The sequence below is a fragment of the Streptomyces sp. NBC_00005 genome (assembly GCF_045160215.1).
In the GTDB taxonomy this organism is placed as follows: domain Bacteria; phylum Actinomycetota; class Actinomycetes; order Streptomycetales; family Streptomycetaceae; genus Streptomyces.
Genome location: NZ_CP108316.1, coordinates 3,602,448 through 3,625,598, shown reverse-complemented (window position 1 = coordinate 3,625,598; position 23,151 = coordinate 3,602,448). Strand labels below are relative to the sequence as shown.

General features: G+C 69.4%; 20 protein-coding genes and 5 tRNA genes. 15 read left to right on the top strand and 10 right to left on the bottom strand.

What is annotated here, in order from left to right:
• Positions 1-37 precede the first annotated feature (37 nt).
• Both OG303_RS16580 and OG303_RS16575 read left to right on the top strand, forming a co-directional pair.
• Complete coding sequence (locus tag OG303_RS16580; RefSeq protein ID WP_405869152.1) at positions 38-721, top strand: DUF899 family protein; 684 nt, start codon at positions 38-40, stop codon at positions 719-721.
• 63 nt (positions 722-784) lie between these two features.
• Entirely contained in the window at positions 785-1,348 is a 564-nt protein-coding gene (locus OG303_RS16575; protein WP_405869151.1) for a YdeI family protein, read from the top strand.
• Positions 1,349-1,405: 57 nt separating this feature from the next.
• Here the strand turns inward: OG303_RS16575 and OG303_RS16570 are convergent, their stop codons facing one another.
• Complete coding sequence (locus tag OG303_RS16570) at positions 1,406-1,960, bottom strand: YceI family protein (RefSeq protein WP_405877306.1); 555 nt, start codon at positions 1,958-1,960, stop codon at positions 1,406-1,408.
• 141 nt (positions 1,961-2,101) lie between these two features.
• Between OG303_RS16570 and OG303_RS16565 the strand changes: the two genes are divergently transcribed.
• From OG303_RS16565 to OG303_RS16555, 3 genes are all read left to right on the top strand, one after another.
• Positions 2,102-4,429 carry a polysaccharide lyase 8 family protein gene (locus OG303_RS16565; protein WP_405869150.1) on the top strand — a complete coding sequence of 776 codons (2,328 nt, stop codon included), beginning with the start codon at positions 2,102-2,104 and terminating at the stop codon, positions 4,427-4,429.
• Between the two features lie 154 nt (positions 4,430-4,583).
• Positions 4,584-6,179, top strand: coding sequence for an acyl-CoA carboxylase subunit beta (locus OG303_RS16560; RefSeq protein ID WP_405869149.1), 1,596 nt, complete (start codon positions 4,584-4,586; stop codon positions 6,177-6,179).
• Positions 6,180-6,236: 57 nt separating this feature from the next.
• Positions 6,237-6,440: an acyl-CoA carboxylase subunit epsilon gene (locus tag OG303_RS16555; RefSeq protein WP_405869148.1), complete on the top strand. Its 204-nt coding sequence runs from the start codon at positions 6,237-6,239 to the stop codon at positions 6,438-6,440.
• A gap of 126 nt (positions 6,441-6,566) precedes the next feature.
• Here OG303_RS16555 and OG303_RS16550 read toward each other — a convergent pair whose 3' ends face one another.
• The 8 genes from OG303_RS16550 to OG303_RS16515 form a co-directional block, all read right to left on the bottom strand.
• Positions 6,567-7,148 (bottom strand): ATP/GTP-binding protein, encoded by a 582-nt coding sequence (locus OG303_RS16550; protein WP_026248371.1) that lies wholly within the window; start codon positions 7,146-7,148, stop codon positions 6,567-6,569.
• Positions 7,129-7,713, bottom strand: a complete 585-nt coding sequence (locus OG303_RS16545; RefSeq protein ID WP_405869147.1) for a DUF742 domain-containing protein — start codon at positions 7,711-7,713, stop codon at positions 7,129-7,131. Before OG303_RS16545 ends, OG303_RS16550 begins: the two co-directional genes overlap by 20 nt.
• A 95-nt stretch (positions 7,714-7,808) precedes the next feature.
• On the bottom strand, positions 7,809-8,222 hold the full coding sequence (locus OG303_RS16540; RefSeq protein WP_037781109.1) for a roadblock/LC7 domain-containing protein: 414 nt from the start codon (positions 8,220-8,222) through the stop codon (positions 7,809-7,811).
• Between the two features lie 10 nt (positions 8,223-8,232).
• Positions 8,233-11,541: a nitrate- and nitrite sensing domain-containing protein gene (locus OG303_RS16535; RefSeq protein ID WP_405869146.1), complete on the bottom strand. Its 3,309-nt coding sequence runs from the start codon at positions 11,539-11,541 to the stop codon at positions 8,233-8,235.
• Between the two features lie 386 nt (positions 11,542-11,927).
• Entirely contained in the window at positions 11,928-12,503 is a 576-nt protein-coding gene (locus OG303_RS16530; protein WP_405869145.1) for a GTP-binding protein, read from the bottom strand.
• Positions 12,484-12,879 carry a DUF742 domain-containing protein gene (locus tag OG303_RS16525; RefSeq protein WP_016432454.1) on the bottom strand — a complete coding sequence of 132 codons (396 nt, stop codon included), beginning with the start codon at positions 12,877-12,879 and terminating at the stop codon, positions 12,484-12,486. Before OG303_RS16525 ends, OG303_RS16530 begins: the two co-directional genes overlap by 20 nt.
• A gap of 111 nt (positions 12,880-12,990) precedes the next feature.
• Positions 12,991-13,404: a roadblock/LC7 domain-containing protein gene (locus tag OG303_RS16520; RefSeq protein WP_023546525.1), complete on the bottom strand. Its 414-nt coding sequence runs from the start codon at positions 13,402-13,404 to the stop codon at positions 12,991-12,993.
• Between the two features lie 9 nt (positions 13,405-13,413).
• Positions 13,414-17,271: a nitrate- and nitrite sensing domain-containing protein gene (locus OG303_RS16515; RefSeq protein ID WP_405869144.1), complete on the bottom strand. Its 3,858-nt coding sequence runs from the start codon at positions 17,269-17,271 to the stop codon at positions 13,414-13,416.
• Between the two features lie 601 nt (positions 17,272-17,872).
• Between OG303_RS16515 and OG303_RS16510 the strand changes: the two genes are divergently transcribed.
• The 9 genes from OG303_RS16510 (at position 17,873) to OG303_RS16470 (ending at position 21,813) form a co-directional block, all read left to right on the top strand.
• Positions 17,873-18,061: a hypothetical protein gene (locus OG303_RS16510; protein ID WP_405869143.1), complete on the top strand. Its 189-nt coding sequence runs from the start codon at positions 17,873-17,875 to the stop codon at positions 18,059-18,061.
• A 139-nt stretch (positions 18,062-18,200) separates the two neighbouring features.
• The gene (locus OG303_RS16505) at positions 18,201-18,986 is read left to right on the top strand and encodes a fumarylacetoacetate hydrolase family protein (protein ID WP_405869142.1); all 786 of its coding nucleotides are present in this window, start codon (positions 18,201-18,203) and stop codon (positions 18,984-18,986) included.
• The gene (gene gltX / locus OG303_RS16500) at positions 18,979-20,463 is read left to right on the top strand and encodes a glutamate--tRNA ligase (protein ID WP_405869141.1); all 1,485 of its coding nucleotides are present in this window, start codon (positions 18,979-18,981) and stop codon (positions 20,461-20,463) included. Before OG303_RS16505 ends, gltX begins: the two co-directional genes overlap by 8 nt.
• 16 nt (positions 20,464-20,479) lie before the next feature.
• Positions 20,480-21,208 (top strand): HAD family hydrolase, encoded by a 729-nt coding sequence (locus OG303_RS16495; RefSeq protein WP_405869140.1) that lies wholly within the window; start codon positions 20,480-20,482, stop codon positions 21,206-21,208.
• A 91-nt stretch (positions 21,209-21,299) separates the two neighbouring features.
• A tRNA-Gln gene (locus tag OG303_RS16490) sits at positions 21,300-21,371 on the top strand.
• Between the two features lie 42 nt (positions 21,372-21,413).
• A tRNA-Glu gene (locus OG303_RS16485) sits at positions 21,414-21,486 on the top strand.
• 62 nt (positions 21,487-21,548) lie between these two features.
• Positions 21,549-21,621, top strand: a tRNA-Glu gene (locus tag OG303_RS16480).
• A gap of 19 nt (positions 21,622-21,640) precedes the next feature.
• Positions 21,641-21,712, top strand: a tRNA-Gln gene (locus OG303_RS16475).
• 28 nt (positions 21,713-21,740) lie between these two features.
• Positions 21,741-21,813, top strand: a tRNA-Glu gene (locus tag OG303_RS16470).
• Positions 21,814-21,868: 55 nt separating this feature from the next.
• Here OG303_RS16470 and OG303_RS16465 read toward each other — a convergent pair.
• Positions 21,869-22,513: a MerR family transcriptional regulator gene (locus OG303_RS16465; RefSeq protein ID WP_405869139.1), complete on the bottom strand. Its 645-nt coding sequence runs from the start codon at positions 22,511-22,513 to the stop codon at positions 21,869-21,871.
• Positions 22,514-22,601: 88 nt separating this feature from the next.
• On the opposite strand from OG303_RS16465, the gene OG303_RS16460 reads away from it, so the two are divergent.
• Entirely contained in the window at positions 22,602-23,132 is a 531-nt protein-coding gene (locus OG303_RS16460; RefSeq protein ID WP_405869138.1) for a DUF4188 domain-containing protein, read from the top strand.
• Positions 23,133-23,151 lie beyond the last annotated feature (19 nt).

Here is a 23,151-nt window from a genome sequence, read left to right as displayed (position 1 = left end):
GGACCTGCACGGGGGACGGCCACCCCAGGAGGACGCGATGTTGCGGCACACCCGACTGCCCGGCGAATCCGCGGAATACCTCGCCGCCCGTGAAGAACTGCGCCAAGCCGAGATCGACCTCATGCGCCACGGCGAGAGGGTCGCGGCCCTGCGCCGCACCCTCCCGCCCGGGCCCCCGGTCGACGACTACGTCTTCCTGGAGGGCCCCGCCGACCTCGACGCCGGCGACACCCCGGTCGGCGAGGTCACGCTGAGCGAACTGTTCACCGCCCCCGAACGCCCCCTGATCGTCTACCAGTTCATGTACGGCAAGGCACAGACCGACCCCTGCCCGATGTGCACGCTCTGGATCGACGGCCTCGACGGCATCGCCCACCACATCACCCGCAACGCCGACCTGGTCATCGCGGCGGCGGCCGACCCGCCCACCCTGCGGCAGTACGCCCGCGACCGGGGCTGGCACCGGCTGCGGCTGCTGAGCTGCGGCGACAGCACGTTCAAGTACGACACGGGCAGTGAGGACAAGGACGGTGAACAGGACTCCACCGTCTCGGTGTTCACCCGCGACGCCGACGGCACGGTCCGCCACTTCTACTCCGCCCACCCGCGCATGGCCGACGACATCAAGGAGCGGGGCATCGACCTGCTGACCCCTGTCTGGAGCGCCCTCGACCTGACCCCGCGGGGCCGCGGCGACTGGTACCCGAGCGTGCACTACTGAGTCCGTCGCCGGCGGGGAGGAAGTAGGACGGTTCACGGCCTACTTCCTCCCTACGGTGTCCCCATGACCGCGAACGACGACGAGGAACCCCGCCCCTTCACCTCCGCAGCCGACCTGGACGCCTGGCTGACGGCCCACCCCGCGCCCCACGCCGGCCTCTGGGTGAAGATCGCCAAGAAGGGCTCGGGCCAGCTCTCCGTCACCGCCGCCGAGGTCAACGACCTCGCCCTGTGCCACGGCTGGATCACCGGCCAACGCAGGAGCCTCGACGCCGCGTACTTCCTGCAACGGATCACGCCGCGCCGACGGGGCAGCCTCTGGTCGGTGGTCAACGTGCACAGAGTGGCGGAACTGGCCGCCGCCGGCCGTATGCGTCCCGCGGGCCTCGCCGAGGTGGACGCGGCCCGGGCGGACGGCCGGTGGGAGGCGGCGTACGCATCGCAGAAGAACGCCACGGTGCCCGACGACCTCGCCGCGGCGCTGGACCACAACCCCCGCGCCAAGGCGGCCTTCGACAAGCTCGGCAGGACGGACCGGTACCAGGTCATGCTCGGGCTGCTCCAGGCCCTCACCCCGCGGACGCGGGCGGCCCGACTGGCCTCTGTCATCGGCAAGTTGGAGGCGTGAGAACGCCGAGCGCCCGCCCTCGACGTACGAGGACGGGCGCGCTCGGGAAAGAAGACGTCACGCGTTCTTGATCGCCGAGATGTCGAAGTTCAGCTTGATCTTGTCGGAGACCAGCACACCGCCCGTCTCCAGCGCCGCGTTCCACGTCAGGCCCCACTCGGAGCGCAGGATCTCCGCCTTGCCCTCGAAGCCGACGCGCTCGTTGCCGAAGGGGTCCTTCGCGGCGCCGTTGAACTCGAGGTCGATGGTGACCGGCTTGGTGACGCCGAGGATCGACAGGTCACCGGTGATGCGGTAGTCGTCGCCGCCGAGAGCCTCCGCCGAGGTGGAACGGAAGGTCATCGCCGGGAACTCGTCCGTCTTGAAGAAGTCCGCGCTCTTGAGGTGACCGTCCCGGTCCGCGGACCCGGTGTCGATGCTGTCCATCTTGACGTCCATGGACGCCGCGGACTTCGACGGCTCCGCGCCGTCCAGCTGCAGCGTGCCACTGAAGTCGAGGAACTTGCCCTTGACGTTGGTGACCATGGCGTGACGAACGGTGAAGCCGATCGCGGAGTGGGCCGCGTCGATGGTGTAGTCGCCGGTCAGTGCGGTCAGGTCGGGGTTCACCATGGCGTGCTCCTTCGAAGGAATGTCGATGATGTTGAACGTTGAACTACTCAACGCGGATGACCGTAGACCTATTCCGTTCAAGTTTCAACATCATCCGCAAGGTGTTGGCGTGATGACGCTGAGGTGGTAGATGCCCATGGCATGGACCCCCACCGCAGAGCCGTCCTGAGACCCACCCGCCGAGCCGTCCTGCTCACCGCCGCACTCATGGCCGCGGTCGCGCCCGTCGCCCGCGCCGCCGAACCGGACCCCTACGAGGCCCTCCGCCGCCGCTGGCTCGACATCGCCCTCGGCACCGGCTACGACCCCACCGCGGAGCCTTACGCCTCCCGCCTGGCCGAGACCGGTGAACTGGCCCGCGCGGTCCGGGCCACCATGGCCCCCACCCCCACCTCGCTCTGGCCCGGCTACCTCTACGACCCGCCCGCCGGCATCACCCAGAGCTACAGCCGCCTGTGGACGATGACCCAGGCCTACGTCCAGCAGGGCACCGGTTCGACCGGCGACCCGGCCCTCCTCGCGGACGTCCTGCGCGGCCTCGACCACCTCTCCGCCACCGTCTACAACCCCTCCACCACCCGCTACGGCAACTGGTGGGAATGGCAGATCGGCAGCCCCCGCCTGCTGATGGACATCACGGCCGCCCTGTACGACCACCTCACCGACGCCCAGCGTGAAGCGGCCTGCGCCGCCGTGGACCACTTCATCCCCGATGCGATGCTCACCGACTACTCCGGCACCTCCACCGGTGCCAACCGCGTCGACCTGTGCCGCTCCGTCGCCCTCCGCGGCGTCCTGGGCCGCGCGGACGCCAAGCTGGCCCTCGCCCGCGACGCCCTCTCCCCGGTCTTCCCCTACGTCACGAAGGGGGACGGGCTGTACGCGGACGGCTCGTTCGTCCAGCACACCTGGGTCGCGTACTCGGGGACGTACGGACAGGTCATGCTCGACGGCCTCGGCCGCCTGTTCACGCTGCTCGCGGGCTCCGCGTGGGAGGTCACCGACCCGAACCGGCAGATCGTCCTCGACAGCGTCGAGCACGCCTACGCGCCCCTGATCCACGACGGGTTGGTGATGGACGGCGTCAACGGCCGTGCCATCAGCCGGGGTTACCTCAAGGCCGACGACCGTCACGTCATGCGCAGCGACCACTTCCACGGTCAGGGCATCATCGCGGCCGTCGCCCTGCTGGCCGGCGGGGCGAGCGCGGCGGAACGCGACCGCTGGTACGCGGCCGTCAAGGGCTGGATCGAACGGGACACGGTGGCACCGATCCTGACGGCCCCTCAGTTCGACGTTGCCGACCTGGCCCGTCTGCACACGGTCGCCGGCTCGGCGGTCCCGGCCGCCCCGGAACCCGCCGGCCACCGCCTCTTCCCGGCCATGGACCGCGCCGTCCACCGCGGCCCGGGCTTCACGGCGAACATCGCGATGTGCAGCGACCGCATCACCTACTACGAGTGCGGCAACGGCGAGAACCCACGCGGCCTGCACACCGGAGCCGGAATGCTCTTCTGGTGGCCCGAGGGCAGGTCCGACCAGTACACGGACTGGTTCTGGCCGACCGTCGACTGGTACCGCCTCCCCGGCACCACCGTCTCCACCCGACGCCTGCCCGACAACGCGGGCGGCGAGTGGGGCGCGCCCAAGCCGGACGTGCGCTGGGTCGGCGGCACGACGGACGGCGCGTACGCGGCCGTCGGGCAGCACCTGAAGGGCCTCGGCTCGACGCTTCAGGCCCACAAGTCGTGGTTCTGCGTCGAGGACGCGGTGATCTGCCTGGGCGCCGGCATCACCTGCACCGACGGCGTAAGGGTCGAGACCGTCGTCGACAACCGCAATCTGGGGGAGGGCGGGACGCAGCAGTTCGTACGCGGCCGGGGCTGGGCCCACCTGGAGGGCCACGGCGGCTGGCTGTTCCCCGACGACGCCCCGCACACCCTGCGCGAGGACCGCACCGGCGCCTGGTCCGACATCAACACCACCAGTACGACGGAGCAGGCCACCCGCCGCTGGCAGACCCTCTGGCTCGACCACGGCACGGACCCGACGGACGCCACCTACGCCTACGTCCTCATGCCCGGCGCCTCCCGCCGAACCGTCGCGTCCCGCGCCGCCGACCGCCACTGGCTGTCGCTCCTCGTCAACGACAGCACCTGCCAGGCCGTCCGGGTCCCCTCCCTCGGCCTGACGGCCGCCAACTTCTGGCAGCCCGGCACGGCGGGGCCGCTGACCGCCTCCGCGCCCGCGAGCGTCCTCGTACGCCACCACGGCCGCACCGCTACCCTCTGCGTGAGCGAGCCACCCCGAACGGGCGAACCGTTCGAGATCATCTGGGACCGTCCGGTGCGCGGGGTGGTGAGGGCCGACGACACGGTCGAGGTCCTCGTCACGGGCCGTCGCGCGACCCTGCGGATTACCCCAGGCGTGGCATGTGCGACGCACGGATGTGAGCTGACTCTCAGCTGACGGCTTTGTGTGACCTCTACAAGCCGGACGCCCTCTGAGCAGTCGGAACGCCTGCATGCCGTCGAGGTTCTGTTCAGTGGTACCAGGAAAACGGGCCGGAGACTGTACGGAGTCGACGGCTCGCTTTCCTTGGTGGGCTTCGTAAGGTCACTACATGACCGTTTTGGATGAGGCGCCGGGTGAGTCGACGGGTGAGCCGACGGACGCGCGTGGCCGGGTGGCCGAGCTGCACGAGATCCGTGTGCAGGCGTTGGCCGGCCCGAGTGAGAGGGCGACGGAGGCTCAGCATGCCAAGGGCAAGCTGACCGGCCGGGAGCGCATCGAGCTGCTGCTGGACGAGGGCTCTTTCCGTGAGGTCGAGCAGCTGCGTCGGCATCGTGCGGTCGGGTTCGGGCTGGAGGCGAAGAAGCCGTACACGGACGGTGTGATCACCGGCTGGGGCACGGTGGAGGGCCGCACGGTCTTCGTGTACGCCCATGACTTCCGGATCTTCGGCGGGGCGCTGGGTGAGGCCCATGCCACGAAGATCCACAAGATCATGGACATGGCCATCGCGGCCGGTGCCCCGCTGGTGTCGCTGAACGACGGTGCGGGTGCCCGCATCCAGGAGGGCGTCTCGGCGCTGGCCGGTTACGGCGGCATCTTCCAGCGCAACACGAAGGCGTCCGGGGTGATCCCGCAGATCAGCGTGATGCTCGGTCCGTGCGCGGGCGGTGCGGCCTACAGCCCCGCCCTGACCGACTTCGTGTTCATGGTGCGTGAGACCTCGCAGATGTTCATCACCGGTCCGGACGTCGTCAAGGCGGTCACCGGCGAGGAGATCAGCCAGAACGGCCTGGGCGGCGCCGACGTCCACGCCGAGACCTCCGGGGTGTGCCACTTCGCCTACGACGACGAAGAGACCTGCATCGCCGAAGTCCGCTACCTCCTGTCGCTGCTCCCGCAGAACAACCGCGAGAACCCCCCGCGCGTGGAGTCCGAGGACGCCGCGGACCGCCGTAGCGAGGTCCTGCTGGACCTGGTCCCGGCGGACGGCAACCGGCCGTACGACATGGCCAAGGTGATCGAAGAGATCGTCGACGACGGCGAGTACCTCGAGGTCCACGAGCGCTGGGCCCGCAACATCATCTGCGCGCTGGGCCGCCTGGACGGCCAGGTCGTCGGCATCGTCGCCAACCAGCCGCAGACGCTCGCGGGCGTCCTGGACATCGAGGCGAGCGAAAAAGCTGCGCGCTTTGTCCAGATGTGTGACGCTTTTAACATCCCGATCGTCACCTTCCTGGACGTCCCGGGCTTCCTGCCCGGTGTCGACCAGGAGCACGGCGGCATCATCCGGCACGGCGCGAAGCTCCTCTACGCCTACTGCAACGCGACCGTGCCGCGGATCTCGCTGATCCTGCGCAAGGCGTACGGCGGTGCGTACATCGTCATGGACAGCCAGTCCATCGGTGCCGACCTCACGTATGCCTGGCCGACGAACGAGATCGCTGTGATGGGCGCCGAAGGTGCCGCCAACGTCATCTTCCGCCGGCAGATCGCCGACGCCGAGGACCCCGAGGCCATGCGGGCCCGCATGGTCAAGGAGTACAAGTCCGAGCTCATGCACCCGTACTACGCGGCCGAGCGCGGCCTGGTCGACGACGTCATCGACCCGACCGAGACCCGCGAGATCCTCGTCCGCTCCCTGACGATGCTGCAGACCAAGCACGCCGACCTGCCGTCGCGTAAGCACGGCAACCCCCCGCAGTAACCCAGCGGACCCTCCGCGACACCCTCGCGGAAACCTCTCTCACGGAGACTGAGACCTATGAACACCCCTGACATTCGTGTCGAGAAGGGCCACGCCGAGCCCGAGGAAGTCGCCGCCATCACGGCCATCCTCCTGGCCCGCGCGGCGGCCGCCCCGTCGGATGCCCAGTCGGACGCCCAGACCCACCGTGGCCGCGCCAAGGCCGGCTGGCGCCGCCTGGAGCGCGAGGGCGGCTTCCGCGCCCCGCACAGCTGGCACTGAGCCTGCACGACGCCATGAAGAAGGGCCCCTCTCAGCCGAGAGGGGCCCTTCTTCATGGGCCGTCCTTCGTGTGCGTCGCCGCAAACAAAAAGGCCCCTCCGAGGAGGGGCCCAGTTGCAGGGAGGGTCAGCGCAGTCGTGCCATCAGCGCGTGCTCGACCAGAGTGATCAGCGCCGACTTCGCGTCGGCCCGGTGGCGGGCGTCCGTCGTGATGATCGGGGTGTCCGGGCCGATCTGCAGGGCCTCACGGACCTCGTCCGGGTTGTACGGCTGGTTGCCGTCGAAGCCGTTGAGGGCGATCACGAAGGGGAGACCCGAGTTCTCGAAGTAGTCGACCGCGGGGAAGCAGTCGGCGAGACGGCGGGTGTCCACCAGGACGATCGCGCCGATGGCGCCGCGGACCAGGTCGTCCCACATGAACCAGAAGCGGTCCTGGCCGGGCGTACCGAAGAGGTACAGGATCAGGTCCTGGTCCAGGGTGATGCGGCCGAAGTCCATGGCGACCGTCGTGGTCGTCTTGTCTCCGGTGTGGGTGAGGTCGTCGATGCCTGCCGAAGCAGACGTCATGACGGCCTCGGTACGCAGCGGGTTGATCTCCGAGACGGCCCCGACGAACGTGGTCTTGCCCACGCCGAAGCCACCCGCCACCACGATCTTCGCCGAGGTCGTGGAGCGGGAAGGACCGCCGCTAGAGCTTGCGAAGTCCACTGAGCACCCTTTCGAGCAGTGTCACGTCTGGCTGGCCGCCGGCGTTCTCGTCGCCGCCGGGCTGATGGATGGCGACCAGTCCTGCTTCCGCCAGGTCGGCGACGAGGATCCTGGCCACGCCGAGAGGGATCGTCAGGAGCGCCGAGATCTCGGCGACCGACTTGATCTCACGGCAGAGGTTGCAGATCCGCTGATGCTCGGGCAGCTGGCCCTGCATCTGGTGCGGCTGCGCAGTGGTGTGCACCAGCGCCTCGATGGCGAGCTGGTAGCGCGGGCGCGTCCGGCCGCCGGTCATGGCGTACGGGCGCACCAGGGGGTTGTTCGCCGCACCCGCGGGCGCCGGCTCAGGGGAGCGTCGCTGCGGCTGCACGGGCTGGATACGCGGCGCCGGCGGCTGGTCGTACGGCGAGGGCCCGGGACCCTGCGGCGCGTACGGCTGCTGACGCCGATGGCTCGGGGTGGAGGGGAAGTTGTAACGGTTCGGGTTCTGGGAACCGTCGCCCTGGCCCTGGGCAGGGCCGTACGACCAGTTACCCGAATTCGAACCGCCTGGGGGTGTTGCCACTTTCTCCTCCTCCGACTGTGCCGGGCACCCGATCCCTGTGGAGCCGCGTCCCGAAACCTTACGGCCCCGGGACGCCAAAACGCACCGTCTGTCTGTCAGTTGAGCAGGCTGCCCTGGAGCTCGGCACGAAGATCCGGTGTCAGGACCGACCCGGCACGGTCCACCAGAAGGGCCATCTCGTACCCAATGAGGCCGATGTCCGCCTCGGGGTGAGCGAGAACTGCGAGTGAGGAACCGTCGGATACGGACATGATGAAGAGGAATCCCCGCTCCATCTCCACAACCGTCTGGTTCACGCTGCCGCCTTCGAAGATGCGCGAGGCACCGGCGGTCAGCGAGGTCAGACCCGACGCGACGGCCGCCAGCTGGTCGGCGCGGTCACGCGGAAAACCTTCGGACATCGCCAGAAGGAGTCCATCGGCGGAGACCACCACGGTGTGGGACACACCGGGGGTGTTGTCCACGAAGTTGGTGATCAACCAGTTCAGGTTCTGTGCCGCCTGGCTCATCGGGCTCACACTAACGCTCCTGGTTGTAGGTGCTGTCAGAGCCGAAGCCCTGACCGTTCGTTTCACTACCTGCGTTGCGTCCTCGCTGGACGCCGCGACGCAGGTTGCTCAGCCTGCCCCGGATGTCCTCGGGAGCGCGGGAGACCTGTGGGCCGCCCTGGGGGGTGGTCTCGGCGGCTCCCTCGACCAGGTTGGCCTTGGGTACCCGCCGCGGCAGGCCGGAGGAGGTGACCCCGCCCGCCTTGGGCTTCCGGAGCTGCGAGGCCTGCTGCCAGCGCTCGTCGTTCGACGAACGCCAGTCGCCGCCGGGGCCGATTCCGTTGCCTTGGGTGCTGCCGTTGCTCTCCGGCTTGGGGGCCGGCGCTTCCTGGCTCACGTGCCGAGCGCCGTTCGAACCGCTCGCAGCGCTCCCGAGGGATCCGCGGCGGGGCAGTCCGGCGTCGGTCAGTGCGTGGGCGGCGGAAGCGGCCGGTCCCGGACGGTCGAAGCCTACGCGGTCGGGTTCACCGACGTCATTGGCCTGCGCAGGTTCCGTTTCCGGAGCGTACTCGGACGAGTAGCCGTTCTGGTAGCCGTCCTGCTGCGGCCAGTCGTCCTGGTAGCGCCGTTCCTCGAAGGCCGGGAAGGACTCCGGGACGGAGGAGGGGGCGGCAGGCGGTTCCTCGCGGACCGGCTCCGCATAGGAGGGCTCGGGGTAGCCGCCGTTCGACGAGAACGTGTCGTTCTGCGGGAGGCCGCCGTTCGGCGCGTAGTACGGCTCGTCGTACGACGGGCGCGGAGCCGGCTCGTCATACGCGGGGCGCTGCTGCTCCTCGTACGGAGTCTGCTGCGGCTCGTCGTACGCGGGGCGCGGGTCGTAGCCGCCGGGCTGCTGCTCCGGGAAGCCGCCGCGGCCGTTGTCGTAGGACGGCTGCTGGTCGAACGCGTCGCTGTACGGGGAGCCGGGCTCCTGGCCCGGGACGTCCGTCGCCTGGGCCTCCAGGGCCGCACGGCGCTCCTCGCGCATCAGCGAGCGGCCGACGGGGTCCAGCTCCCGTATGTCGTCCGGGACCTCGGAGTAGCGGCTGTCGTCGAAGCCGAGCTCGGCGGCCGTGCGCATCGGCAGGCCGTTGTTGAAGTCCTCGCCCCGGTAGTTCTGCTCCGGGATGATCTGCGAGACCGTGAACTCGTCGCGCGGCTGCTGCTCGCCGCCGCCACCGCCGTGGGTGATCGCGTCGGGAAGCATGACCAGCGAGGTCGTACCGGCCTGCTCGCCCGAGGGACGCAGCTGGACGCGGATGCCGTGCCGGTCGGACAGCCGGCCGACCACGAACAGGCCCATGCGCTGGGATATCGCGGCGTCCACGGTCGGCGGGTTGGCCAGCTTGTGGTTGATGTCCGCGAAGTCCTCGGCGGTGAGGCCGATGCCCTTGTCGTGGATCTCGATCATGATGCGGCCGTCGGGCAGCCGGGTCGCGGTGACGCGGACCTTGGTCTGCGGGGAGGAGAACGTCGTCGCGTTCTCCAGCAGCTCGGCCAGCAGGTGCACGAGGTCGGTGACCGCGCGGCCGTGGATCTCGGCCTCGGGGACGCCGGACAGCTCGATGCGCTCGTACTGCTCCACCTCGGAGGAGGCGGCGCGCAGTACGTCGACCAGCGGGACCGGCTGGTCCCAGCGGCGGCCGGGCTCCTCGCCGGCGAGGACCAGGAGGTTCTCGCCGTTGCGGCGCATACGGGTCGCGAGGTGGTCCAGGCGGAAGAGGTTCTCCAGCTGGTCCGGGTCGGCCTCGTTGTTCTCCAGGTCGGTGATCAGGGTCAGCTGGCCCTCGATCAGCGACTGGTTGCGGCGCGAGAGGTTGGTGAAGATCGCGTTGATGTTGCCCCGCAGCAGGGCCTGCTCGGCGGCCAGTCGGACCGCCTCGCGGTGGACCTGGTCGAAGGCGCGGGCGACCTCGCCGATCTCGTCGCGGGTGTTGATCGGGATGGGCTGGACGCGGGTGTCCACGCGGCCCGGGTCGGTGCGCGAGAGCTGGTCGACCAGCATCGGCAGGCGCTGCTCGGCGATGCCGAAGGCGGCGTTGCGCAGCTGGCGCATCGAGCGGGACATCTGGCGGGCGACCGCGCCGGCCAGGATGAACGCGAGGAGCAGGGCGACGACGACGGCGGCACCGGTGATGAGGGCGTCGCGCTTGGCGTTGTCGGCGATGTCCGAGGCCTCGTTCACGGCCTTGTCGGCCATGTCCGCCTGGATCTGGCGGTAGACGTCGTACCGGAGGGTGTTGACCGCCCACCAGTTCTCGGCGGTGATGCCCTTCTGGGCGAGCAGGGCGCGGGCGCTGGTGTCGGTGGTCTGCAGCGTCGAGAGGGCCGTGACCATGTCCGTCGGCTTGGACGGCGGCGGCACGTACTTCTGGTTGTTGGCCGCTGCCTGGGCGGCGGCCTGCTTGGCCATGGCCGCGCCCTTGGTCGTGGCCTTCGCCTCGAGGTCGACGAGCTTCTGCGCGTCCGCCTCGGTGCCACCGGCCTTGTACTCCTCGATGGCGATGCCCTCGAGGTAGGCGTACGAGGAGAGGGCGACGCGCTGCTTGGCCAGGTCGGCGGCCTTCGGGCCGGGGCTGATCAGCAGGTGCATGCCGATCGACCGCTCCAGCGACAGGGCGGCCTGGGTCAGCGAGATCGCGTAGACGGTCCGGCCGTAGCTGGTGATGTTGCCCGTGCCCAGGCCCAGCTCGTTGGCGAACTCCATCAGGGGGTGGGCGATCGCGACGTAGCCCTCTTCGGTCTGCACTCCGGAGACCTTGGAGGAGTACGCGGTCGCGCGCAGCGTGGCCAGCTGGGGCTCGGCCTGGCGGAACAGCTTGAGGCGGCGCAGCAGGCCGGCCTTCTGCGGCATGTTCTGCGCGGCCTCGTCGAAGCCGTCGGCCGCTTCGTCCGTCGTCTTGCGGGCCGCGGCGACCGTCTTCTTGTCGGCGGCGGTCTCACCCTTGCCCTTGAGCAGCGGTGCCGCGGTGATGTCACGCTCGTTGTTGACCGCGTTGGCGTAGGTCAGGGAGGCCCGCACCAGACGGGCGGTGTTCTCCGCGTCCTGCGCCTCCTGCCAGGTGTCGATCGAGCCCTTCACCTGGAAGCCGCCCATGACGAGGCCGACCACCACGGGTATGAGCAGGATCGCGTTCAGCCGGGTCGGCACCCGCCAGTTGCGGGGGGAGAGACGGCCGCCGCTCGGTGCGGGAACGGCCGTCGGCTCCGAACCGGGCACAGGGGCGGGCGCCGCTCCGCGCGGCGGCGGGGTGAAGTTGCCCCGTGCCGACGGCTCGGGACCGTTCTTGCTTCGCCTCACTCGACCAACAACCTTCCGGCGGTCGGCACCAACGTTGTGCCGCAGTGTCTCAGAGCCCAGTACGACATTGAGTACGCAGTACTACTGAGTACGTCTTTGACTATTGGGCAGTTCAGGCATTCCAGCACGACGGCCTGCGCACTTCCAAACAGCGGGAGGGCAGGATTCCGAGTGATGTAAGCCCCAGATAAATCGGTCATAAAGAGCGAGCCCCGCCAAAAGGCGGGGCCATTGTGAGCGCAGCGAGACCGGTTGACCGCGACGCGTGGCGGTACCACTCGATTCCTCTGCCGAAACGTTATGAACACCGGGGCCGACCGTGTCAAAGGACACAGCCGGCTCCGGTGTATCTACGACAACTGCCGTATGGCACGGCCGATTTGGTGCTAGCGCAGCCGTGCCATGAGTGCGTGCTCGACCAGTGTGATCAGCGCACTCTTGGCATCGGAGCGGTGACGGGCGTCTGTCGTGATGATCGGGGTGTCCGGGCCGATCTGCAAGGCCTCGCGCACTTCCTCGGGAGCGTACGGCTGGTGCCCCTCGAAGCCGTTCAGCGCGACGACGAACGGCAGACCCGAGTTCTCGAAGTAGTCGACCGCGGGGAAGCAGTCGGCGAGACGGCGGGTGTCCACGAGCACGATCGCGCCGATGGCGCCGCGCACCAGGTCGTCCCACATGAACCAGAAGCGGTCCTGGCCGGGCGTACCGAACAGGTACAGGATCAGGTCCTGGTCCAGGGTGATGCGGCCGAAGTCCATGGCGACCGTCGTGGTCGTCTTGCCCCCGGTGTGCGTGAGGTCGTCGATACCCGCGCTCGCGGACGTCATGACGGCCTCGGTGCGCAGCGGGTTGATCTCCGAGACGGCCCCGACGAACGTGGTCTTGCCCACGCCGAAGCCACCCGCCACCACGATCTTCGCGGAGGTGGTGGCCCGGCTCGGTTCAGAGCTTGCGAAGTCCACTGAGCACCCTTTCGAGCAGTGTCACGTCCGGCGCACCGGTCGTCTCGTCGCCGCCCGGCTGGTGAATGGCGACGAGACCGGCCTCGGCCAGGTCCGCGACAAGGATCCGGGCCACGCCCAGCGGCATGGCCAGGAGCGCCGACACCTCCGCGACCGACTTGACCTCACGGCACAGGTGGCAGATGCGCTGGTGCTCCGGGAGCAGTCCCATGAGTGCTGCCGGGTCGGCCGTGGTGCTGATCAGCGCCTCGATGGCGAGCTGATAGCGCGGCCGGGTCCGGCCGCCGGTCATCGCGTACGGACGTACCAGCGGCTGGTCGCCCTCATCCTCGTACGGCTCCGCGTACGGATCATGAGAGGCGGTGGGCGGGGTCATGAATCCTCCGGGCGGGACAGCAAGTCGGTCAGTCGTGCCGTCTGACAGGGCCGGTGGGGGGATTGTGGCGGCCGGACGGTGATTTGGTGAGACGGGTGGTGCCGGTGGGGATCAGTGGAGCAGACTGCCTTGCAGTTCGGCGCGCAGGTCCGGCGTGAGCACCGCGCCCGCCCGGTCGACCAGCAGCGCCATCTCGTAGCCCACCAGGCCGATGTCGCACTCGGGGTGCGCGAGCACGGCCAGGGACGAGCCGTCCGAGACGGACATGAGGAAGAGAAAACCCCGCTCCATCTCGACGACCGTCTGCGCCACGGTGCCGCCCTCGAAGATCCGGGAGGCCCCGGCCGTCAGCGAGGTGAGCCCGGACGCGACGGCCGCCAGCTGGTCGGCGCGGTCACGCGGGAAGCCTTCCGACATCGCCAGAAGAAGACCGTCGGCAGACACGACGACGGTGTGGGACACACCGGGGGTGTTGTCCACGAAGTTGGTGATCAACCAGTTGAGGTTCTGTGCCGCCTGGCTCATCTGGCTCAACTAATGCTCCTGCTGGTGAGTGGGGCTCGGGAAACTGCCGGTCTGGCCGGTACCGGCCTGGCGACCCTGCGCGATGCCCCGACGGAGATTGGTCAGGCGGCCGCGTACGTCGTCAGGCGCACGCGAGACAGCCGGACCTGCTTGGTGCTGTTGCTGCTGAGCCGTCCCCGGGACGAGGTTCGCCCGGGGCACCCGGCGCGGCAGGCCGGAGGTGGTGACGCCGCCCGCCGCGGGCTGCCGGACACGTTCTGCCTGCCGGACGAGGTCGTCGTTCGGCGAGCTGCGCCACGAAGAGGTGACGGGCCGCTGGGAAGCGGCGGCGGTCTGGGGAGCCGCGGGAGCGGCCGGGGCGGGAGCCTGCGGTGCCTGCGACTGCTGCGGGGCCGGGGCGGAGCCGTTGCTCTGCTGACCACCCTGCTGCGTGCCGTGGAACCAGTTGGTCTCCAGCGTGTCGTACAGCGGTGTGCGACCGTCGCCCGGGCCGGACGCCGGCGGCAGTGCCTCGGGCTCCTGACGGGCGGGCCGCTGCTGCGGACGCGGCGGGACCGGCGGCCGCGGAGCACCGAAGTCGCCGTGGTTGTTGCCGTTGGTCTGCTGCGGGCGCTCGAACTGCCCTGTGTTGCCCGGGTTGGCGGGGTTCTGCCGGCCCGGCAGGGAGTGCTGCCCGGTGGAGCCGCTGTCGTAGCCCGTAGTCGCGAACTGGCCCGTGGAGCTGCCGTCGTACGCCTGCGGACTGGCGAACTGGCCCGTGTTGGCGGGGTTGTTCGGGTTGTTCGTGTTGCTCTGCCCGCCCTGGCCGCTCGGAGCGCCGAAGACGTCGGAGCGGACGAACTGGCCCGTGTTCTGCGAACCGTTCGCGCCCGGCTGCTGCTGCGCGCCGAAGTCCTGGCGGCCGAACTGGCCGGTGTTCTGCGGCGAGTCCGTGCCGGGACGGGCGAACTGGCCCGTGTGCTGCGGGTTGCCCGGCGCCGGGGCGCCGAAGTCGGGGCGGCCGAACTCGGAGGTGGAGCCGGCGCCCTGGCGGTCGTCGGTCCGCGGGATCGCCGGCATCTCCGACGTCGAGCCCGGGCCCTGACGGTCGTCGATGCGCGGCATCCGGGAGGTCTCGTCATGGCCGCGCGGGGTGTCGAGCGAGGCACGCGGCACCGGCGGCTGCGCGTTCTCGTCGCTCCAGCTCGGGCGGGAGGACTGCTGGTTGCCGCCGGGCAGTTCGGCCCGCGGACCACCACGGCCCGGCAGCTGCGGCTGACGGCCACGCCGACCGGTGCCCTTCTCGCTGCCGTTGCCGGCGTTCGGGGACTGCGGAGGTACGGCGCCACGAGCGCCGCCGAAGCTGTCCTGACCCGTGCCTGCGGCCTGCAGACCCTGCGGAGCACCCGGCGCCTGACCGAACCCGGCGCCCGCACCCGCGGGAGTCGGCCGGCCCTGCGGCGGGGCTGCCGGAGACTGCGGTCCACGCGGTCCGCCCGGCGCACCCGGACGGCCACCGCCCGGCGCACCGGCACCCGGCAGCGCGGCCCGAGGCCCCTGACCGGCACCGAGCAGACCGCCACCGGCGGACGCACCGGCACCGAGAGCACCGCCACCCGGAGCACCTGCGCCGAGGGCGCCACCGCCCGGAGCGCCGGCACCGGCCTGGCGCCGTGCAGCGGCCACACCGGCGGCGGCCTGCGCGGCGGCCGGACCACCGGCACCGCCGGCGCCCTGACCGGGCTTGCCCTGCGGCTTCTTGCCGCCCTGGGCGACATCGACGGGGAGCATGACCAGCGCGGTCGTACCACCGGAGTCGGACGGGCGCAGCTGGATGCGGATGCCGTGGCGCTGCGACAGCCGGCCGACCACGAACAGACCCATGCGGCGGGAGACCGAGACGTCCACGGTGGGCGGCGAGGCGAGCCGCTCGTTGATCGCCGCGAGGTCCTCGGGGGAGAGGCCGATACCGGTGTCGTGGATCTCGATCAGGACGCGGCCGTCGGGCAGCGCGTGACCGGTGACCTTGACCTTGGTCTGCGGCGAGGAGAAGGAGGTGGCGTTCTCGAGCAGCTCGGCGAGGAGGTGCACGAGGTCGTTGACCACGCGGCCGGCGACCTCGGTCGTCGGCACGGCGGCCAGTTCGATGCGCTCGTACTGCTCCACCTCGGAGGCGGCGGCGCGGAGCACGTCGACCAGCGGGACCGGACGGGTCCAGCGGCGGCCGGGCTCCTCACCGGCGAGGACGAGGAGGTTCTCACCGTTACGGCGCATACGCGTCGCGAGGTGGTCGAGCTTGAACAGCGAGGAGAGCTGGTCGGGGTCGGCCTCGCGGGACTCCAGTTCGGAGATCAGCGACAGCTGGCGCTGGATCAGACCCTGGGAGCGGCGCGAGAGGTTGGTGAACATCGCGTTGACGTTGCCCCGCAGCAGGGCCTGCTCGGCGGCGAGGCGGACCGCCTCGCGGTGCACGTCGTCGAAGGCCGCGGCCACCTGGCCGATCTCGTCCTTGGAGTGCACACCGACCGACTCGACGGAGGTGTCGACGTCCTGCGGGTCCGACTCGGACAGCTGCTTGACCAGCTCGGGCAGCCGGTCCTGGGCGACCTTGGTGGCGGTCTCCTGCAGGCGGCGCAGCGAGCGGATCATGGACCGGGCGACGACGAAGGCGCCGACGAGGGAGACACCCAGCACGAGCAGGATCAGCGCACCGGAGATGATCGCTTCGCGCTCGGACTCGGCGCGCAGCGCGCGGGCCTTCTGCTCCATGTCCTCGAGCAGCGTGTGCTCGATCTTCTTCATCTGCTCGATCTTGGTCGAGCTGTCGTCCACCCAGTCCTGGTACGACCGCTTCTGCAGGTCGTCCAGACCGTCCGTGCTGGCCAGGGCACGGCTCGCGTAGGTGTCCGTGGCCTTGATGGTCGCGTTGTTCTCCTCGATGGGCTTGAGGAGGGCGGCCGCGCTGTCGTTGCCGTAGATGCTCTTGAAGCTGCGCAGCTCCGAGCCCTGGCTCTGCAGCGCCGACTGGGCGTACAGCCGGTCGTTCTCCGAGAGCTTGCCGACCGCGGTGTTGTTCGCGGGCAGTGCCGCCGCGAGGACCGCGCGCTGTACGGACGCGTACTCCTTGGCGGAGGAGAAGGCGGCCAGGGAGCGCGTGCGCTGGATCATCTCGGGGTTGCTGGTGGCCTCGGCCATGTCCTGCGAGAGGTCCAGCAGGTGCGTGATGAGGCGGTGGTAGGACTCGACGGTCTGGGTCGAGTTGCCCTTGGCCTCGTAGGCGCTGGCGCGGACCTTCTCCAGCGTGCCCAGGTCGCTGACGACGCTGACCAGGCTCTCGCGGACGCCCTGGAGGTTGTGGTCCTTGCCGGAGACGTCGATCTCTTCGGCGGCGTCCTTGAAGTTCTGCTCGGCCCGGTCCGTCTTGTCGCGGTAGCCCTTGACCGTGTAGTCGCTCGCCTTGGAGCCGTGCGCCAGCGGGCCGGCGGACTGGTCGCGCTCCTCCTGGAGCGCGGCGGCCAGCTCGGTGGCCTGCTTGGTCATGTCCGTCAGCAGCTTCATGTTGTCGAGCTGCTGGATGTCGTCCATGTTGTCGCTGATGCGCAGTGCGCCCAGCGAGGTGGCCGCCACCACGGGGAGCGCGAGCAGCGACACCAGGCGCGTGGAGATACGCCAGTTGCGCAGGGCTACGCGCGATCCCGGACCGCTCGGGCCCTTGGACGGCTTGACCGGCGGGGCAGTGGCGCCGGGGGGCCCTCCGCCGTCGCCCGACGGCGCCGGGCCCGGGTTCTGGGCGTGCTGGGGCGAGGAACTGCCGGCATTGGGGCCAGTCCCGCCGTGCGGCTCCGGCTCCGCCGAAGCACTGCCATCCCTCTTGAAACGTCCCTGCACTAGCGTCGCAACCTCTGGACCAGGCGCCTCTCCGCGTGAACGGAAAGACACGGTGTCGGCGTTTTAGGGAGCGCCCTGAATGCGCCCCCTAGTGGTCGTGAGTAACCGGCGCTGGCTCCCCCTTCTCGCCGTCACGCGGCGCTCGTTGCGCCCCCTGTGCGCCGGCTCGATCCTGCGGCGGTCCGTGGAATTCCAGCACAGTGCAGGATCTCCAACAAGGGCCGAGGACGATGCCGTGACCTACGTGACAGCACGTGAGTGCCGGGTTACCGGACGTAGAAAGTTATCTCGTCCATAACGGACTTATGCCCGCGAGTCCCTCGGGGGCAAGCGGTGTCCCAGTCGCCATGATCAGGAGCGGAATGATGGCTTCAGGGGGTCAATGTCCGTTTCGTAGGGGTGAGTTGTCGGTCTGGATTGACCGTTTTGCCCACAGGTTCGTGAGCAAACTCACATGCTGATCATGGGGTCTTCACGTCTTCGGCGGGGAATTGCATGTTTAGCCTGACGCTTTACAAGACGTAACACTTTGACAACCGCGCCCGCGCGAGGGGCCCTTGGACCCGAGCCGGCGCCTGCACCGACGAGGTCGAGTACAACCGTGAAGACGACGATGATGTTCCACAACATAGCCAACCCGCGGCGCACGACGTTGGCCCACCTCGAGGACGCCGACGCACTGCAGACCCTGGAGCAGTTGGAGCACTCGGTCGACCTTCCCGCCCAGACGGCCAACCCCCGGCGCACCATCCTCGACGAGGCCCCCGTCACGGCCTCCGTCGCGGAGTAGTACGCGCACCGGCCGAAGATCACTCAGGGCGGCCGCCCCGGCCGCCCCGGCCGCGACAAATGCGCGAAGCGCAGACCCGTCCCCGCGTTAGCCTGGAGCGTCAGACTCCAGCCGGCTCAGTGAGGGGCGCCAGGATCCCGTGCGCATCGCCAGATTCTCCATCGACGGGAACGTCGCCTTCGGCGCGGTCGAGGGCGACAAGCCGGACGAGCTCGTCCTCGACATCATCAAGGGCATCCCGTTCGCGGACTTCGAGCTCTCCGGTACGAAGGTCCCCCTGAGCAAGGTGCGGCTGCTGCCGCCGGTGCTCCCCAACAAGGTCGTGGCCTTCGGCCGCAACTACGCGGAGCACGCGCGCGAACTCGGCAACGAGGTGCCCGACGCCCCGTTCGCCTTCTTCAAGCCGTCCACCTCGGTGATCGGCCCCGGCGACGACATCCAGTACCCCTCGTTCTCGGAGGAACTGCACCACGAGGCCGAACTGGCCGTGGTCATCGGCCGCATGTGCCGCGAGGTCCCGCGCGAGCGCGTCAAGGACGTCATCCTCGGCTACACCTGCGCCAACGACGTCACCGCACGTGACGTCCAGAAGCGCGAGAAGCAGTGGGCGCGGGCCAAGGGCTTCGACACGTCCTGCCCGCTGGGCCCCTGGGTGGAGACGGACCTGGACCTGGAGACCGCGTCCGATCTGACCATCCAGCTCACGGTCAACGGCGAACAACGCCAGCTCGGCCGCACCAGCGAGATGATCCACCCGATCGAGGATCTGATCGCCAACATCTCCGAGGCCATGACGCTGCTCCCCGGCGACGTGATCCTCACGGGCACCCCGGCAGGCGTCGGGCCGCTCACCGTCGGCGACGAGGTCGCCGTCACCATCGAAGGCATCGGCACTCTCACCAACAAGGTTGTCAAGCGTGGCTAGCGCACCCGGCTCCCCCGTTCGCGTCCGTTTCTGTCCGTCCCCCACCGGCAACCCCCATGTGGGCCTGGTGCGCACCGCCCTGTTCAACTGGGCGTTCGCCCGGCACCACCAGGGCACGCTGGTCTTCCGCATCGAGGACACCGACGCGGCCCGCGACTCCGAGGAGTCGTACAACCAGCTGCTAGACGCGATGCGCTGGCTGGGCTTCGACTGGAACGAGGGCCCCGAGGTCGGCGGCCCGCACGCGCCGTACCGCCAGTCGCAGCGCATGGACCTCTACAAGGACGTCGCGCACAAGCTCCTGGACGCCGGCCACGCGTACCACTGCTACTGCTCCCAGGAGGAGCTGGACACCCGTCGCGAGGCCGCCCGCGCCGCCGGCAAGCCGTCCGGCTACGACGGCCACTGCCGCGACCTGAGCGCGCAGCAGGTCGAGGAGTACAAGGCCGAGGGCCGCACCCCGATCGTCCGCTTCCGCATGCCCGACGAGACGATCACCTTCACGGACCTGGTCCGCGGCGAGCTGACGTTCACGCCGGAGAACGTCCCGGACTACGGGATCGTACGAGCGAACGGGGCGCCCCTGTACACGCTCGTGAACCCCGTCGACGACGCCCTGATGGAGATCACCCACGTCCTGCGCGGCGAGGACCTGCTCTCCTCCACCCCGCGCCAGATCGCCCTGTACAAGGCGCTGATCGAGCTGGGCATCGCGAAGCAGATCCCGGCCTTCGGCCACCTGCCGTACGTGATGGGCGAGGGCAACAAGAAGCTCTCGAAGCGCGACCCCCAGTCCTCGCTCAACCTCTACCGCGAGCGCGGCTTCCTCCCCGAGGGCCTGCTCAACTACCTCTCGCTGCTTGGCTGGTCGCTCTCCGCGGACCAGGACATCTTCACCATCGACGAGATGGTGGCGGCCTTCGACATCGCGGACGTGAACCCCAACCCGGCCCGCTTCGACCTCAAGAAGTGCGAGGCGATCAACGCCGACCACATCCGCCTCCTCGATGTGAAGGACTTCACGGAGCGCTGCGCCCCGTGGCTGCGGGCCCCGTTCGCCCCCTGGTCCCCGGAGGACTTCGACGAGGCCAAGTGGCAGGCGGTCGCCCCGCACGCCCAGACCCGCCTGAAGGTCCTCTCGGAGATCACGGACAACGTCGACTTCCTGTTCCTGCAGGAGCCGGTCGAGGACGAGGCGAGCTGGCAGAAGGCGATGAAGGAGGGCTCGGACGCCCTGCTCCGTACGGCCCGCGAGAAGCTGGAGTCGGCGGACTGGACGTCCCCCGAGTCCCTCAAGGAGGCCGTCCTGGCCGCCGGCGAGGCCCACGGCCTCAAGCTCGGCAAGGCCCAGGCCCCGGTCCGCGTCGCCGTCACCGGCCGCACGGTCGGCCTGCCCCTCTTCGAGTCCCTGGAGATCCTGGGCAAGGAGAAGACGCTCGCCCGCATCGACGCGGCACTGGCGAAGCTCACGGCCTGACACCTACCGTCGGATCATGAGCATTCACGCCGTGGTCTGGGACGTCGACGACACCCTCTTCGACTACACCACCGCGGACCGCGTGGGCATGCGCGGCCATCTCGCCGCCGAAGGCCTGCTCGACGGGTACGACACCGTGGAGCAGGCCATCGCGCGTTGGCGGGCGATCACCGACCAGCAGTGGGCGCGCTTCTCGGCGGGAGAGGTGACCTTCGAGGGCCAGCGGCGCGACCGCGTACGGGTGTTCCTGGGCGAGCAGCTGACCGACGACGAGGCCGACGCGTGGTTCCGGCAGTACAGGACGCACTACGAGGCCGCCTGGGCGCTCTTCCCGGACGTCCTGCCCGCCCTGGACGCCCTCGCGGCCAGCCACCGCCACGCCGTCCTGTCCAACTCCAGCATCCACGTCCAGGACCACAAGTTGCGCCTGCTCGGGGTGCACCACCGCTTCGAGGCCATCCTGTGCGCCGCGGAACTCGGCGTCTCCAAGCCCGAGGCCGGCGCCTTCCTCGCGGCCTGCGAGGCACTGGAACTCGCCCCGCACCAAGTGGCGTACGTCGGCGACCATCCGGAGATCGACGGGCGCGGAGCAGCCGACGCCGGACTGCTGTCGGTCTGGATCGACCGCGGCGCGCACACCGGTGCCGACGCCCCCACGGGCCCCCACCGGATCGCCTCCCTCGCCGAACTCCCCGCGATCCTCGGCGCCGATACCCGTTTTGGAGCCCCGTCCACCTTCAGGTAATGTTCTTCCTGCGCCGCCGGGGAGCGGGCCGAAAGGCCGGAAACCGGAGGAGCAAACTAGAACAAGATCCCCACAGGGGTTTGCGTTCCAGTGGCCTATGGTGTAATTGGCAGCACGACTGATTCTGGTTCAGTTAGTCTTGGTTCGAGTCCAGGTAGGCCAGCTCGCAGAGCTCATCTGCAAAGGCGGAGATCAACTCCGCGAAGCCCCCGTTGTGTAGCGGCCTAGCACGCTGCCCTCTCAAGGCAGTAGCGCCGGTTCGAATCCGGTCGGGGGTACAGATCCTTCCCGCGAGGACAGCTCGGGTAGCTCCCACTGACTTCGATGCAGGATCGCTAGGGCCCCCGTTGTGTAGCGGCCTAGCACGCCGCCCTCTCAAGGCGGTAGCGCCGGTTCGAATCCGGTCGGGGGTACGCACAGGTTTAACCACATTGGTCTATGGTGTAATTGGCAACACTACGGTTTCTGGTACCGTCATTCTTGGTTCGAGTCCAGGTAGACCAGCTCGGATCTGCGGCAACGCAAGATCCTCGCCCCCGTTGTGTAGCGGCCTAGCACGCCGCCCTCTCAAGGCGGTAGCGCCGGTTCGAATCCGGTCGGGGGTACGCACAGTGAAGGCCCTCCACTTCGGTGGGGGGCCTTCGTCGTGTCCGGCGCCGGCTACTCGAAGCCGTACCGCCGTGTTGTCTCCTCTTCCTGGGCCAGCCGGTGCAGCGACTGCAGGATCGGCTCGTTGATGATCGCCCCCAGGATCGCGAACTCGATCCGCTCCTCCTCCGAGGGGTGCGTCTCCATGTTGTCCAGGTCGAGGACGGCCGTCCGGTGCATCAACTCGGCGTACGGCGCCATCAGTTCGGCTCCCCAGTCGTAGCCGAGCCGGCGGAACGCGGCCACCGACACCACCAGTGAGCGGTATGCGGGGGAGATGGTCGCGAGCCGCTTGGCGTTCTCCCAGCCGAGCCGGTCGAGGAGCGCGGCGACCTCCTGGTGCGCGGCCTGGACGTACTCGTCCTCCTCGTCCGGCTCCGGCACCTGCGGCAGTGCCCACATGGCGGCGCCGAGCCGGATCGCACGGCCCAGCGAGTCGTCGTCGACATGCCCGAGCACCTCCCGGACCGTCGCCACCGGAATGCGGCCGACCTGGATCATCGCGCGCACCAGCCGCAGCCGGCGCAGATGCTCCTCGTCGTACTCGGAGGTGGTCGCGTTGATCTGCCGGCCGGGCGCCAACAGCCCTTCGCGCAGGTAGTACTTGATCGTCGCGGTGGACACCCCACTGCGCTCGCTGAGTTCGGCCAGCCGCATGTCTTGCGCCTTTCCTTGGGGAGTGTCACTATCCAAGCATCGACCAGAAGGATAGTGCCGCTATCCGACCAGGGAGGCAGGGGCCGTGATGTTCGCGAAGCCGGTGTCGGGCCGTACGACCGCGGATGCCGAGGGCGATGTGGTCGTTCTGCTGATCGGGATGCGGGTCAATCACTTCTGGGCGGTGCACCAGTGGCTGCCGGTCATGTTGGCAATGTTCCGCATGCTGGGGGAGCTTGCGCGGGACCGTGACCGGGGGCTGCTGGGGCACGTGATGCTGACCGCTTCGCCGCGGACGTACTACGTCGTCCAGTACTGGGAGTCCAAGGAGAAGCTTTACGCGTACGCGCACTCGCCCGAGATGCTCCACCACAGGGCGTGGGGAATCTTCAACCGCACGGAGCGGGCGGGGAAGGCACGCGGGCACGTGGGGCTGTGGCACGAGACCTACGTGGTGCCCGAGGGGTCGTACGAGTCGATCTACTTCGACATGCCCGCGTTCGGGCTCGCGGGGGCGCACGGCCAGGTGCCGCTGGAGCGGCGGGGGCGCTATGCCAAGGACCGGTTCGCGTACCGGTCGGGGGCCGCTGAGCGGGAGGCGGCCGAGGAAGCCGGATGACAGGGGGGTTCGGGGGAGC

What these genes read in the sequence shown, in the direction of transcription:
- OG303_RS16580 (WP_405869152.1), top strand. Translation starts at nt 38, where the DNA reads ATGTTGCGGCACACCCGACTGCCCGGCGAATCCGCGGAATACCTCGCC.
- OG303_RS16575 (WP_405869151.1), top strand. Translation starts at nt 785, where the DNA reads ATGACCGCGAACGACGACGAGGAACCCCGCCCCTTCACCTCCGCAGCC.
- OG303_RS16570 (WP_405877306.1), bottom strand. Translation starts at nt 1,960, where the DNA reads ATGGTGAACCCCGACCTGACCGCACTGACCGGCGACTACACCATCGAC.
- OG303_RS16565 (WP_405869150.1), top strand. Translation starts at nt 2,102, where the DNA reads ATGGACCCCCACCGCAGAGCCGTCCTGAGACCCACCCGCCGAGCCGTC.
- OG303_RS16560 (WP_405869149.1), top strand. Translation starts at nt 4,584, where the DNA reads ATGACCGTTTTGGATGAGGCGCCGGGTGAGTCGACGGGTGAGCCGACG.
- OG303_RS16555 (WP_405869148.1), top strand. Translation starts at nt 6,237, where the DNA reads ATGAACACCCCTGACATTCGTGTCGAGAAGGGCCACGCCGAGCCCGAG.
- OG303_RS16540 (WP_037781109.1), bottom strand. Translation starts at nt 8,222, where the DNA reads ATGAGCCAGGCGGCACAGAACCTGAACTGGTTGATCACCAACTTCGTG.
- OG303_RS16525 (WP_016432454.1), bottom strand. Translation starts at nt 12,879, where the DNA reads ATGACCCCGCCCACCGCCTCTCATGATCCGTACGCGGAGCCGTACGAG.
- OG303_RS16520 (WP_023546525.1), bottom strand. Translation starts at nt 13,404, where the DNA reads ATGAGCCAGGCGGCACAGAACCTCAACTGGTTGATCACCAACTTCGTG.
- OG303_RS16495 (WP_405869140.1), top strand. Translation starts at nt 20,480, where the DNA reads ATGAGCATTCACGCCGTGGTCTGGGACGTCGACGACACCCTCTTCGAC.
- OG303_RS16465 (WP_405869139.1), bottom strand. Translation starts at nt 22,513, where the DNA reads ATGCGGCTGGCCGAACTCAGCGAGCGCAGTGGGGTGTCCACCGCGACG.
- OG303_RS16460 (WP_405869138.1), top strand. Translation starts at nt 22,602, where the DNA reads ATGTTCGCGAAGCCGGTGTCGGGCCGTACGACCGCGGATGCCGAGGGC.